The 14,137-nt window shown below is 50.4% G+C and carries 7 protein-coding genes; 5 read left to right on the top strand and 2 right to left on the bottom strand.

Annotated features, from left to right (window positions below; translation table 11 throughout):
- Positions 1 to 17: 17 nt before the first annotated feature.
- The gene (locus tag WKT13_RS02110; protein WP_340322619.1) at positions 18 to 995 is read right to left on the bottom strand and encodes a polyprenyl synthetase family protein; all 978 of its coding nucleotides are present in this window, start codon (positions 993 to 995) and stop codon (positions 18 to 20) included.
- 201 nt (positions 996 to 1,196) lie between these two features.
- Between WKT13_RS02110 and polA the strand changes: the two genes are divergently transcribed.
- From polA to WKT13_RS02085, 5 genes are all read left to right on the top strand, one after another.
- Positions 1,197 to 3,959: a DNA polymerase I gene (polA, locus tag WKT13_RS02105; RefSeq protein ID WP_340322618.1), complete on the top strand. Its 2,763-nt coding sequence runs from the start codon at positions 1,197 to 1,199 to the stop codon at positions 3,957 to 3,959.
- Positions 3,960 to 4,324: 365 nt separating this feature from the next.
- Complete coding sequence (locus WKT13_RS02100; RefSeq protein ID WP_340322617.1) at positions 4,325 to 5,494, top strand: hypothetical protein; 1,170 nt, start codon at positions 4,325 to 4,327, stop codon at positions 5,492 to 5,494.
- Between the two features lie 129 nt (positions 5,495 to 5,623).
- Entirely contained in the window at positions 5,624 to 6,730 is a 1,107-nt protein-coding gene (ychF, locus tag WKT13_RS02095; protein WP_298619002.1) for a redox-regulated ATPase YchF, read from the top strand.
- Positions 6,731 to 6,814: 84 nt separating this feature from the next.
- The gene (lgt, locus tag WKT13_RS02090; protein WP_340322616.1) at positions 6,815 to 7,666 is read left to right on the top strand and encodes a prolipoprotein diacylglyceryl transferase; all 852 of its coding nucleotides are present in this window, start codon (positions 6,815 to 6,817) and stop codon (positions 7,664 to 7,666) included.
- Positions 7,667 to 8,253: 587 nt separating this feature from the next.
- A complete protein-coding gene (locus WKT13_RS02085; protein ID WP_340322615.1) occupies positions 8,254 to 10,992 on the top strand; it encodes a GEVED domain-containing protein in 2,739 nt (912 codons plus the stop codon).
- A 1,005-nt stretch (positions 10,993 to 11,997) separates the two neighbouring features.
- Here the strand turns inward: WKT13_RS02085 and WKT13_RS02080 are convergent.
- The gene (locus WKT13_RS02080; protein WP_340322614.1) at positions 11,998 to 14,103 is read right to left on the bottom strand and encodes a M6 family metalloprotease domain-containing protein; all 2,106 of its coding nucleotides are present in this window, start codon (positions 14,101 to 14,103) and stop codon (positions 11,998 to 12,000) included.
- Positions 14,104 to 14,137: the final 34 nt, after the last annotated feature.

The raw sequence follows: 14,137 nt of genomic DNA, 5'->3' as shown, positions 1-14,137 counted from the left end.
CTGCGGCTTTCGCGCGTCTATACCGTGCGCTGTATAACGAAGTCGAGATAAGCCGTCAAAGCGCGTTTTATCTCCTCGTCCTTCACAGCGTTTTCTATGTATTCCATACATTTGAGGCGCAGTTCCTCCATGCGCTGCTCGGCATATTCTATACCTCCGTGGCTCTTGGTATACTCCACCAGAGTGTCTATCTCCTCCTGCGTCACGCTCTGCTCCTTCACCTTGTATGCCAGTTCGAGCATGGCCTTGTCGCCACCGTTGTTCACTGCGTATATGGCCGGCAGCGTCAGCTTGCCTTCCAGCATGTCGTTGCCGGTGGGTTTGCCTATCTCCGGCGAGTCGTAATAGTCGAAAATATCGTCTCTTATCTGGAATATTATACCGAGATTACAGCCGAACGTGCGTGCCTTCTCGAAGTCGTCGCCCGTCGCTCCGGCCGACAGAACGCCTATTCCGGCGCATGCCTCGAAGAGCGCGGCAGTCTTCTGGCGTATCACTTCGTAGTAAACCTCCTCCGAAATCTCGCGGCGTCCGATGTTCGACAGCTGCAATATCTCGCCGTCAGACAGAGTGCGTCCCAGCTCGGCCAGATAGCGCACGATGTCCTCCGAATGGGTGAACGACACGTGCAGCAGAGCCGTGGAGAGTATGTAGTCGCCCACCAGCACAGCCACTTTGTTGTCGTAAGTGGCGTTCACCGAGGCCTGTCCGCGACGCTCACCGCTCTCGTCCACCACGTCGTCGTGCACGAGCGATGCCGTGTGGAGCAGTTCGAGGCCCACAGCGGCGTTCTGCGTCACGTCCGTCACGTGTCCGTACGACTTCGCCATAAGCAGTATGAGCATAGGCCGCATGCGCTTTCCTGCACGCCGTCTGATGTGTTCGAGCGCGCTTCCGAGCATGCCGTCCTCGTGGGTTAGCGAACGGTTGAAAAGTTCAATGAAATCGGCCAGTTCTGCCTGCACCGGTTGTTTTATGACTGACAGGTAATCCATACTAATCCAAAATTTGACACAAAATTAATTATTTTATCGGGATTAGTACCATATTTTTAGTAATTTTACGGCAAAAAGCAACCGTGAGGCAGCACCGGCGGCCACTCTCCGCCATTTATACGCCCGCCCGCCGCAACGGCCGCGACAGCCCTGCGGCACAACGCACCAGGCCTCACGTCCCTTTATAAAACATCAACCGTTATGAACAAACTGTTTCTCATCGATGCCTACGCATTGATATACCGCTCTTATTATGCGCTGATAAAGAATCCGCGCATCAACTCCAAAGGCTTCAACACGTCGGCCGTAATGGGCTTTGTCAATACGCTCAACGAGATAATGACCAAGGAACAGCCCACCCACATAGCCGTAGCCTTCGACCACGGCAAGACCTTCCGCGACGAGGCTTTCCCTCAGTACAAGGCCCAGCGCGAGGAGACGCCTGAAGACATACGCCGCTCCGTCCCGGTGATAAAGGACATCATAGCCGCCATGCACATACCTGCCGTGCAGGCCGACGGCTTCGAGGCCGACGACGTCATAGGCACACTGGCCACCAAAGCGGGTGCCGAAGGTGTGGAGACCTACATGCTCACGCCCGACAAGGACTACGGACAGCTCGTGCGCGACAACGTATTCATCTTCCGTCCGCGCCACGGAGGCGGTTACGAGAAGATGGGACCGGCGGAGGTGTGCGCCAAGTATGCCATCGACTCCCCACTCCGCGTCATCGACCTTCTGGCTCTCATGGGCGACTCGGCCGACAACTTCCCGGGCTGTCCGGGCGTGGGTGAGAAAACGGCGGCGAAACTCATAGACCAGTTCGGCGACGTGGAGAACATGCTCAGCCACACTGCCGACATCAAAGGCAAGCTGCGCGAGAAAGTGGAGGCCGCCGTCGACGACATACGCATGTCGAAGTTTCTCGCCACCATCCGCACCGATGTTCCGATCGAGCTCGACCTCGACAGCATGAAGCTCGCCGAACCCGACGAGCAGAAACTGCGCGAAATATTCAACGAACTCGAGTTTAAGACGCTCGCAGACAAGCTTCTTAACAAATCAAAAAATAAGCAAAAAAGCGCTAATCAACAACTCGATTTCTTTGCAGAATTTCCGACCGATAAGCCGGAAGATTCAAAATTCGCGAGTTTTGAGGCACTTCAGACGACACCTCACGAATACCAACTTATTGAAAATGAGGACGATGCACGAAAAATTCTTGACTTTTTTTTGACAAAAAAAATTCTCAGTCTAGACACGGAGACAACTTCAACGAGCCCAATCGACGCAGAATTGGTGGGTCTGAGCTTCTCTGTCGAAGAAAAAAAGGCGTTTTATGTGGCTGTGCCGGCCAATCGTGAAGAAGCGCAAAAAATTGTAAATATATTTAAACCGCTGTATGAGAACCCCGAAATTCTGAAAATAGGACAGAATCTGAAATACGACCTCGAGGTGCTCTACAAATATGACGTTCATCTGGCGGGACCGATGTTCGACACGATGATAGCCCACTACCTCATCCAACCCGAACTTCGTCACAACATGGACTACATGGCCGAGACTCTCCTCAACTACCGCACCATACACATAGAGCAGCTCATCGGCGAGCGCGGCAAGAACCAGCGCAACATGCGCGACCTGTCTCCGGCCGAAGTGTATGAGTATGCCGCCGAAGACGCCGACATCACCCTGCGACTCTACAACGTGCTGAGTCCGAAACTGAAAGAGGCCGGCGCCGAACAGTTGTTCTACGAAATAGAGATGCCTCTCATGCCTGTGCTGGCCGAGATGGAGCTCAACGGCATCCGCATCGACACGGCATCGCTCGCCGAGACGTCGTCCATCCTCACCTCACGCATGCATCAGCTTGAGACACAGATATACGAGGCTGCGGGCGAACAGTTCAACATCGCCTCGCCGAAGCAGGTGGGCGAAATCCTGTTCGGAAAGATGAAGATTGTCGACAAACCCAAGAAAACCAAGACGGGACAGTATGTCACGTCGGAGGAAGTACTGCAACAGCTGCGCCACAAGAACCCCATCGTGGACGACATACTCGCCCACCGCGGACTGAAAAAGCTTCTCGGCACATACATCGACGCACTTCCCAAACTGATAAACAGCCGTACTGGACACATACACACGTCGTTCAATCAGGCAGTTACGTCCACCGGACGTCTCTCCTCGAGCGATCCCAACCTGCAGAACATCCCTGTGCGCGGCGAGGACGGCAAGGAGATACGCCGCTGTTTCATCCCCGAGGAAGGCTGTCTGTTCTTCTCTGCCGACTACTCACAGATAGAACTGCGCGTCATGGCACACCTCAGCGGCGACGAGAACATGGCGGAGGCGTTCCGTCTGGGCCACGACATACACGCCGCAACGGCCGCGAAGATATACAAGGAGGACATCGACAACGTGACGCGCGACCAGCGCACCAAGGCCAAACGCGCCAACTTCGGCATCATCTACGGCATAACCGTCTTCGGACTTGCCGAGCGTCTGGACATAAGCCGTGCGGAAGCGTCGCAGCTGATAGACGACTACTTCGCCTCGTTCCCCAAGGTGGCACAATACATGGAGCAGAGCAAGGAGACTGCAAGAGCCAAGGGCTACGCCGAGACATTCTTCCATCGCCGCCGCTATCTGCCCGACATCAACTCGCACAATGCCACCGTGCGCAACTTCGCCGAGCGCAACGCCATCAACGCCCCGATACAGGGCTCGGCCGCAGACATCATAAAGATAGCCATGATACGCATCAGCCGGAGGTTCAAAGCCGAAGGAATAAAGTCGAAGATGATACTTCAGGTGCACGACGAACTCAACTTCAGCGTGCTGCCGGAAGAGAAGGAGAAGGTGGAACGCATAGTTCTCGAGGAGATGCAGAACGCCTATCCGCTCAGTGTTCCGCTCGTGGCCGACTGCGGATGGGGCGCCAACTGGCTGGAGGCACACTGATTTCCGGTTTTCAACAGAACCGCCGGTTGTCACAAAACAGTGTCTTTCCGACACCACACCACAAGGAAACAACAACAGCGGAGTGTCTTTCTTATAAAAAGAATCACACTTTCACGACAAACAACAGGCATGGGACTGCACGATAAAAAGCGCAGTCCCATGTTTATTTTTCACTGTCACAATCTGTCATTTTCTGCTTTTTCGTTTGTCGTTAAAGCCATGATAATCAACTCATTCACGGCACAACGACCTGCCATATAAGGAAAAATCCGTCGGCATAACATCTTTCCTACATCCACATACACGCACGCCATAGCCATGAAATCAGAAATAATTCATTACATTTGCATTGTAAACCCAATAACATGAAAAAGATATTCAACTTTCTGAAAGCCATTATAATCGGCTCGCTGGCAGGTTTCGCACTGGTGATGATCGGCTGTCTGCTCTTCACCGACATCAGTCCGATGCAGTTTCTCAACTCTCTGGCAAACAAAGGATTCATGCCTGTTATAGCCAACTGCCTGTTGTCGTTCGCAGCACTCTTCATAGCCTTCGTGTTGCAGATAATAGTCCACGAGGGCGGACATCTCGTGGGAGGTCTTCTCACGGGCTACCGCTTCGTGTCGTTCAGAATATTCACCCTCACACTCCTGCGCCGCGACGGCCGCTTCATAGTGCGCCGCTTCAACATACCCGGCACAGGCGGACAGTGCATCATGCTGCCGCCGGATGGCGACGCAGCCGATGTGCCGTTCGTGATATACAATGCCGCAGGTGTAGCTGCCAACATACTGCTCACCATTGTAACCGCCACGCTCTTTTTCATATACATTGACGACAGCGGCATATTCTTTTTCCTGCTCACGCTTTTCACAGCCATTGCCGGTCTGTGGACGGCACTGCTAAACGGTATTCCGCTGAAAATAAACGGCATGTGCAACGATGCGGGCAACATACGACTTATGTATCGCGAGCCGGAAGCGCGCCGCCACTTCATCCTACAGCTGCGTTTGCACGCCCTGTGTCAGAACGGTATGCGTCCGAAAGACTTTCCACAGTCATGGTTCGAAGGCCTTAGTCACGACAGCGGATACGGTCTGATGAACGCCGTCACAGACATGCTGGCCATAGCAAGTGAGATTGACAAGGGCGATTACAGCCGAGCCCGTGACATGCTTCTGGCCATACGCAACCGCCGCCCCACCCTTCCCGACATGTACGACAAGGAGATAGACTGCGAGATTGCGTTCACCTCGCTCATGCTCGGCCTCAACGACGAAGCCGACCGGCTGCTCACCGACAGCCTGCGCGCCTACATACGCCACACCTCGTCCTACTCCTCATCCAAACCGCGCCTGCTCTGCGCCGTGGCGCTATGTCTGGAGCACGACCGCCAGAAGGCCGAAACCATACTGCAAAACCTTAAAAACAACCGTGACCGCTACATAATGCTTGGCGAGGTGGAGGCCGACATCTGCACGATGCGCCGCATGCTCGACACCGCAAACTCGGCCATACAACAACACGCATAAGCCCTTATTGCGCATCCATAAACATCACTGCAACAACAATTTCACGCATTATTAGCACGCGCCATTGCCCCCATATCGGAAAAAAGTAGTAACTTCGCACCCGAATTCAATTAAATACGTATTTAAGAAATGTCATTAAAATGTGGTATCGTCGGATTGCCTAATGTGGGCAAATCGACTCTTTTCAACTGTCTGTCGAACGCTAAGGCACAGGCAGCCAACTTTCCTTTCTGCACCATAGAGCCCAACGTGGGCGTGATAACAGTGCCCGACGAGAGGCTCACACGCCTCGCCGAGATAGTACATCCGGGACGCATCGTGCCCGCAACCTGCGAAATTGTGGACATAGCCGGACTGGTGAAGGGCGCAAGCAAGGGCGAAGGACTGGGCAACAAGTTCCTGGGCAATATCCGTGAGACCGACGCCATAATACACGTGCTGCGCTGCTTTGACGACGACAACATCGTACGCGAGGGCGGTGCCGCCGTCAATCCGCTGGAAGACAAGGAGATAATAGACACAGAGCTGCAGCTCAAGGACCTCGAAACCATCGAAGGCCAACTCGCCAAACAGCAGAAACAGGCAGCCGTTGGTGGCAACAAGGACGCCAAGATAGCCGTCGGTGTGCTCGAAGCCTACAAGGCAGCTCTCGACAAAGGTCTTAATGCACGCACCGTGACTTTCGAAAGCAAGGAGGAGCAGAAAGTAGCTCACGACCTGTTCCTGCTCACTGCCAAGCCCGTACTCTACGTGTGCAACGTAGACGAAGCAAGCGCAAAGACCGGTAACAAATATTCAGATGCAGTGGCCGAAGTGGCCAAGACAGAAGGCGCCGAAATGCTCGTCATAGCAGCCAAGACCGAGGAAGACATCGCCGGACTCGACACCTATGAGGACAAGCAGATGTTCCTCGAGGAGCTCGGACTGGAAGAGAGTGGCGTAAACCGTCTGATAAAGAAAGCCTACGCGCTGCTCAACCTTGAGACATTCATCACTGCCGGCGAAATGGAAGTGAAGGCATGGACTTATCACAAGGGTTGGAAGGCTCCGCAGTGTGCCGGAGTGATACACACCGACTTCGAAAAAGGATTCATCCGTGCAGAGGTAATCAAGTACGAAGACTACATCAAATACGGTTCAGAAGCAGCCGTGCGCGAAGCCGGAAAACTGTCTATCGAAGGCAAGGAATACGAGGTACAGGACGGTGACATAATGCACTTCCGCTTCAACGTCTGAGTCGTCGCACAACCGCAGCATACGCAAGGCCATGAGCCTCACGCAGACTGAACATAAGAAAACCAACCACACAAACAGCAAATTATGAACGCAAACCTATCATACATACTGTGGAATCCGGACGACACAGCGCTCCGCATAGGCAGTTTCGCCATGCACTGGTATTCACTCTGCTGGCTCATCGGCCTCGTCCTGGCCTATCTCATCGTAAGAAGGCTTTATAAAGAGCAGAAGATAAAGGACGAACTGTTCGACCCGCTGTTCCTCTATTGTTTCATCGGAATACTCGTCGGAGCACGTCTGGGCCACTGTCTGTTCTATCAGCCCGACGTATATCTCTCGTCGTGGCAGCACTTCGTGGAGATGATTCTGCCCATAGAGTTCAACGGCAACGGCGACTGGCACTTCACCGGCTACCGCGGTCTGGCTTCTCACGGCGGTACATTCGGACTGATGCTCGCCCTCTGGCTGTATGTAAAAAAGACCAAACTGAACATCTGGCGCGTGCTCGACAACATAGCGATAGCCACACCCACCACGGCGTTCTTCATCCGTATAGGTAACCTTATGAACTCCGAGATAATAGGCAAACCCACCGATGTACCATGGGCGTTCATCTTCGAGCAGGTCGATATGCTGCCGCGCCATCCCGGACAACTCTACGAAGCACTGGCCTACGCCGTACTTATGTTCATCGGATGGACCATCTACCGCCGCCGTCCGCAGCGTGTGGGCACAGGCTACTTCTTCGGACTATGCCTGACATACATCTTCACGGCACGCTTCCTCATAGAGTTCACCAAGGAGATACAGGAACCCTTCGAAGCCGCACTGCCCATCAACATGGGTCAGATTCTTAGTCTGCCGTTCATAGCCATAGGCATCGCCTGCATGGTGGGAGGCAAATGGATGAAGCGGTTGGGTGCGGAGAAGTGACGGAAAGAACTGTCCGGCAACACCACCAGAACAGGAACACACAAAGAGAAATAAGAGAAAATAGAGGAACTTTTCGGAAACGTTCCTCTATTTTCCGTTTATATATGTTTCCGTTTTCCATCAATAATATAAAAACACTCTGTTCATCACTATTCACCAAAACAACAATCATATCATCCCTTATATTCCTCCCTTTATTATTGATGCACAGATAAAATTATAGACCATACGGACAAATCATATACACCAGGAATTATTCTGAGAATTTATCTTTACATTCATGTTTTCCACACTACATATCTGCACTTTCTCAGATATACTCGGAATATCCCAGAATAGCCGGCCAACGGGGAATCAATATCTTTACAATTAAAACATTTGACGTCTATATTCGTTTAATTTGTAAGTTTTTAAAGAAATAAACATAACAATTTGTCTTATACTACAAAATTCATTACCTTTGCGGGCAAATTTCGAAATCAACCCGTAAACATCGGTTATATCCGCGGTATCCGTCATACGGGAAGGTTTCTCAATCAGAAAACAAATTTTTAAAAACCTACATCAACGCGGAAAAACAGCTTATTATGAAAAAACTCTACATTTTGGCCATGGCTGCAACATTTGCGGCCACAGCATTCGCACAGCGTGGTTTCACACCACCGGCCGAGCTTTCAAACAAGTATGGCTTCACTGTTGAAAGCAAAGGACATCTCTACAAAGTGAGTGACGGAAAAATAAAGCCAATGGAAGAAGAAAGTGTCTATGACATTCTTTCATGTAAGGAAGGCTCTGTTTTCGGCAATGAGTACACAGAACAGACCGCATGGACAGGATCTGCATGTGCTGATGCGGGACGTCCGGAAATGGGGATGGAGTATTATCAGCACTTCGACGACTGCTTCTACACCTTCAATGAAGTACGTTTCCTCGGATTCTTCAACTACTGGAATCCTGATCTCTACGAATGGGTATACTGTCATGAGCGTGGTGAAATGGACGAGAACTTTGACATGACAAAACCCGTCACATTCACAATCGGCGTTTACGAAGAGGGTGAAGATGGTCTGCCTGGAAAATGCGTAATGCAGAAGGACATCGAGTTAATCGGAGAAAAGACAAATGTTGTGCTTGAAGGATACGGTGATGCAGGAAGCACCAACATATACGAATTCAGCGCACCACTTGGTCAGACAATCAATCTTGAACACGGTTTCATACAGATCAATGCCAAAGACATGGGCGACAATCCTTCATGCTGGTTTGCTATATTCACTATAGGCGGCAACACCTTTGCTTACCAGAAGGACGTCATAAATGAAGAGTACACAGGACAGAACGCATGCGCATTCTGCCTCTACGGCGACGGAAGCTACAATGCCAACAAGGCACTGCAGATCCAGCGCTTCATGACTCCGATGGCATCAGCTTCAGGAAAATACGAGAAAGTACAGGTAGAGCTCGTCAATATCGGTAAGAACGCAATAAACGATGCAAAACTCGAACTCTATGTTGACGGTAAACTCGTGGCTGTAGAGGATGTAAATACAACAATTGAATCGTTCGAAAGCTACAAATACACATTCAACACACGTGTTGACTGCTCAGGCGGCAAGCACGATATTACCGTGAAGAATGTGACTCCGGGCGACGAAAACAAGTCTTACCAGAGCATAACAAAGACTGTAGAATCTGCAGCAGCAGGCGAATATCCAGACTGTATTGTAAACGTTCCTAATGTTATAAACATCACAAATGTATCACTGGGCGAAATAAACAATACAAGCGAAGGATCTACATACAGCGACTTCACATCACAGAAGACTACATTCCATCTTGGAGACAAACAGACTCTTAACGTCACAATAAATACTGTAGATTACGAACCGTCACTCGGTGTATTCATCGACTGGAACGGCGACTACGCATTCAGCAGTGACGAAGCTGTGAAATTCGACTCATACGAATCAGATGATAACAGTGGCAAGGCTGTAGCCACAATAAGCGTACCGGAAAATGCCAAGCTGGGCGAACACCGCATGCGTCTGGTGGCTTTGGCTTACTACAACACTCCAGAACCGACCGGCGAATACTACACAGGTGAAGTAGAAGACTACACCATCGTGGTAGAGGCTTCTCCGGAAGATCCGATTGCTACAGTAGACAAGACCGTCATCGAACAGGAGACAGACGGCAAGGACGCTACAAGCGAACTCACTGTAGCCAACAACGGAAACGGAACTCTCAATGCCGACATCGACATCAAGTATGTTCTGCCAAACGCTCCGACAAGCAACTATGCTGCTAAGACAGCACCGAAGAGCGAATTCAAAGGACAGATCAAGGCTGCACGTATGAATGCAGGCAAGCAGAAAGCTCCTGAAACCGACGCCAACACACAGTATGTGCTGAAATATGACAGCGACATGCGCGACTGCATCGGTATCGGAAACGCAGAAAGCGCCATATTCGCAAGTCTCTATCCTGGAGCCATGCTCTCAAGCCTCGAAGGCATGAAGATAAGCAGCGTTGACGTATATGTGGGTGATGTACCTAAGAGCGCAAGCATCGTTATCTACGGACAGAACAAACAGACCGTATGCGGTGACCTCATCGCTGAAAAGGCATTCACTCCAAAAGAGCAGTCATGGAACCGCATCGTACTCGACCAGCCAGTGGAAATCGGAACAACTGACCTCTGGATCGGAGTTAAGATGAACAACATCAATGCAAGCGGCTACTACATTGGTGCAGACGAAGGACCGGCCGTAGTAGGCTTCGGCGACATCGTGAACATCGGTGGCGATACATGGTGGTCAATGGCTGACCTCGGTCTGAACTACAACTACTGTATCCGCGCCAACGTTACCGGCAACCGCACAGCAGCAATCAACTGGCTCAGCACAGACAAGAAGAGCTTTGAGGTAGCTGCAGGAACAGAAGGCAAACTGAACGTGAACTTCACTCCGCAGGGCCTGAAGGACGGACTGTACGAGGCTTACCTTGAAATAAGCACCAACGATCCGCTCAACTCGTTCACCAGAATACCTGTATATATGCTCAACGGCGAACTGACTGCCATCGGTTCTGTAGAGAAAGACAATCTCGGCGTTACACTCAACGGCTCTACAGTAACAATAAAGAGCGACAAGACCATCGCCGTAGTAAACGTAAGCGACCTGTCCGGCCGCAGCGTGATGACAGCCAAAGTCAACTCTGAAGAGACTACAGTGAACCTCGGTTCGCTCGGCAAGGGTGTATATATCATCACTGCTACTTACACCGACGGCAAATCAGTATCTGTCAAGGTGCCTGTACTGAAGTAATACACCACGTCATGTTCTGTGTGGCGGACCATACGTCAACCGCCACTCAGACACGACACGATGATATGAAACATCAATGGAGAGCCCGCATCCGGCGGACTCTCCATTTTCTTTTTTGCCCAAATACAATTTCTCTTATCATGTACTCCCCTATCAATTACGCCAACCGGAAGTGAATATTCAGAATTAGCAGAAATCCAGTGGGAACCGTTACAATAAAAAAGCCCTCGGATTCAGTCACGGATAAGCATTGTTTCTGTATGCAGAGATGAATGTAATATGGGCAACTTTCAATTTATAACCGGATTCTGATTTTTCCCTCCGGGTTTCCGGTTCTACCCCGTTTATTTTTCGAGTATTTGCGGACTGACTCTCTCTTGGACGCAAATACGCGAATTATGAGAAGTTTTTATAAAACACTGAATGTCAATAACTTATATTTGAGGTGTATTCTTCCGTCCTGCGATAAGCACCATTCTGGCATGCGATTAAGGCCATATCAGGAACTGAAACGGTCCAAACCACGCAATGATATGAACTGAATCGGACCACAAAATGGGCATTATCGGAGTGTTGTTTGAACTTTCCGGTACTACATCGCAGGGTATATGACATTGCCGTAAAGTCTGAAATGGCCTTTATAGTGCCGGATTGGACATTCCCGTACTTCTGTTTTGCAATTTTATTTTGTCAAAATAAAGTCAAGAAAAATCGTAAGTCGGTCCTGCGGGTTTCCTTTAAAAACGCTGATATCAGCGTGTGATAACAGCCACGGAAATTATGCTTTGGATAAGATTAAGGAAACATGCTACGGATATGAAACAAATGTATTCCGTACGCGCAAAATCAATGTAGGTGCTTGCAGTTACGGCCGTCGCACCAAGCCTTTACGTTCTGAAAGTCGCAGAAAAGGCATATATTTGCCGTATAAGCAGAGAAAAGGCGTCCTCCCGTCAACTACACCGCATGGTGCATATAAACGCGGGAGAACGCCTCTATTGCGTTTTATTTAAGTATTTTCTTTCCACCTACGATATACAGACCGCGTCCCATGCTGTCTATATCGTCGCCAAGATAGCGTCCGTCGATGCTGTACACACGCTTGTCTGAAACTTTCTGGTCGCCGGTGATGTCCTCAATGCCGTCTGTAACAGGCACAGATACTCTCACTTCGTCGAGGAACTGACGCATGGATGATGCGAACTTCAGGTGTCCCTTGCCGCTCACATTAATCGTCATCTCACACTCTGTCCATTTCTCCTCAACTATATCAAACTTTCCGAGTTCTGTTTCCGTGCCCGTCTGGCTGTCCACGAAGTAAACAGTCATGGTGCTCTTTTCACCAGTCCACGGACCAACGAGACATGTGAGCACAGCTCCTTCCTTAGCCTCAAACTCAGGTGAGGTGAGCGATCCCGGTGTGCTCTTTGTGCCGAAACGTGCACACTGTGCGCCTGCATAATGCTTCACGCCTGTCCATCCTTCAAGGTCACTCTTCAGAGCAGAACCTCCCAGACCGCTCCATATGCCGTCGTTGCCACCCTGGCTCGAGTTGTCATCGAATGTTTCGAGCAGCAGATAGTTTTCACGTTCCACCGGAGTGGCTGTGAATTTGAACGATACGGTGCCATCGTCATTGAGAGTTATGTCTGTGACAGACTTGCCAAGACTTCTGTGTCCGTCTGCATTGTCTGTGTACCACAGCGGTTTCGGGAACGAGATACTGTTCAGACAGTCGTTTCCTTCGAACGGATAAAGGTCGCCGGCAAGGTCATCCTGATCCAGTCCGTCAGAATTGTCGGCATGGAATATTGTGTAACGCTGACGATCCTCGTCATTGTTCACAGTGTTGCTGTTCCACACAGCTTCATCATAATCCACATGCATGGCCATAAGTCCTGATGCAGGCTGAGCTGCGTCCCATCCGCTCTGCTGACGGTTCTCCAGCAGTATGAATTCATCCTTATTGCCGCTGTTGTATATTATGTATGCGTTGCCTCCCTTGCTTGTAGGCTCAAGAGCGCTCACCTCCGTATCTTCAGTCAGCTCCACAGGTGTTATCCATCCTGCCACCCATTTCTCATATGCTGTGTAACCAGAAGGTGTGAATCCACCGTTGTTGTAGCTTCCGTAGTCCATCAAGTCCCATACGTTCATTCCGAAATTGCTTGCACCATACATCGAAGTGTCATACACGTCGGCATAACCCAGACAGTGCGAGAACTCATGACATATTGTTCCGATGCCATCCACAGTTTCCTTGTAGCCATTCTCGTTGTCGAGAGTCATCTCGCAGCTGCATGCATAAGTGTTTATGTTCACATTGTCGAGCTTCAGCATCTGACCGTAGTCACTGTCTGACAATGTCCATTTGTGAGGCCATATTGTATTGGCTGATCCTCCGGCTGCCTCGCCCATTCCGGCGTAAAGTGCGAATACCTGATCCACCTCGCCGTCGCCGTCCCAGTCATAATCTGCGAAATTCACCTCGCCGTCGATAGCCTTGCATGCCTCGGCCACCATTTCGCCGGCATGAGCATCTCCACCCAGACCAGCATTCCTGCCATAATATGCATATCCGTTAGGCATGGCAACAGGACCTACAACGTCGAATTCCACATCGAACACACCATTGCTCTGAGCCTTGAAATAGTCTCTCACACTGCCGTTAAAACCGTCCTCTGTGGTGAAACCCGGTTCGTTTGCAACTTTCTTATAGAACTCCAGGTCGTGATCAGTTTTGAATTTCTTGTCACTGAACTCAACAAGCACTATCAATCCCTTCTTTTTGCCTTCGAAAACTCTACCATTTCCTCCGGTAAGTTTGCGCGCTCTTGCACGGTTGGCTTTGTCGAATACTGCACGGCGAGCCTTGGCATGAGCTGCCAGCACGGCTCTGTCCACCTTATTGAACACACCGTTTGCATCAGCTACATAGCACTCACCGCTTTCCGACTGATAATAATGCACTATGTCGTCTCCCGCAAGCTGGGCACGTACTTCCTGCCCGTCGGCCAGACGAAGAGTTTTCCACAGCCCCCGTTTGGCAGGTACGGCAGACACGCCCAATGCCAAAGAGAGCAGAACAGAACAGATAAAAAGTTTTTTCATATATACAAATGCTTTGAATAATTAAGTCTATCAG

The organism is Prevotella sp. HCN-7019, from assembly GCF_037890215.1.
Lineage (GTDB): Bacteria > Bacteroidota > Bacteroidia > Bacteroidales > Bacteroidaceae > Prevotella.
Note: the sequence above shows the minus strand (reverse complement) of the source record. Positions and strands in the feature narration are given on the sequence as shown.

Excerpts from the sequence above, each read along its gene's own strand:
- WKT13_RS02110 (WP_340322619.1), bottom strand. The coding sequence starts at position 995 with ATGGATTACCTGTCAGTCATAAAACAACCGGTGCAGGCAGAACTGGCC.
- polA (WP_340322618.1), top strand. The coding sequence starts at position 1,197 with ATGAACAAACTGTTTCTCATCGATGCCTACGCATTGATATACCGCTCT.
- WKT13_RS02100 (WP_340322617.1), top strand. The coding sequence starts at position 4,325 with ATGAAAAAGATATTCAACTTTCTGAAAGCCATTATAATCGGCTCGCTG.
- ychF (WP_298619002.1), top strand. The coding sequence starts at position 5,624 with ATGTCATTAAAATGTGGTATCGTCGGATTGCCTAATGTGGGCAAATCG.
- lgt (WP_340322616.1), top strand. The coding sequence starts at position 6,815 with ATGAACGCAAACCTATCATACATACTGTGGAATCCGGACGACACAGCG.
- WKT13_RS02085 (WP_340322615.1), top strand. The coding sequence starts at position 8,254 with ATGAAAAAACTCTACATTTTGGCCATGGCTGCAACATTTGCGGCCACA.
- WKT13_RS02080 (WP_340322614.1), bottom strand. The coding sequence starts at position 14,103 with ATGAAAAAACTTTTTATCTGTTCTGTTCTGCTCTCTTTGGCATTGGGC.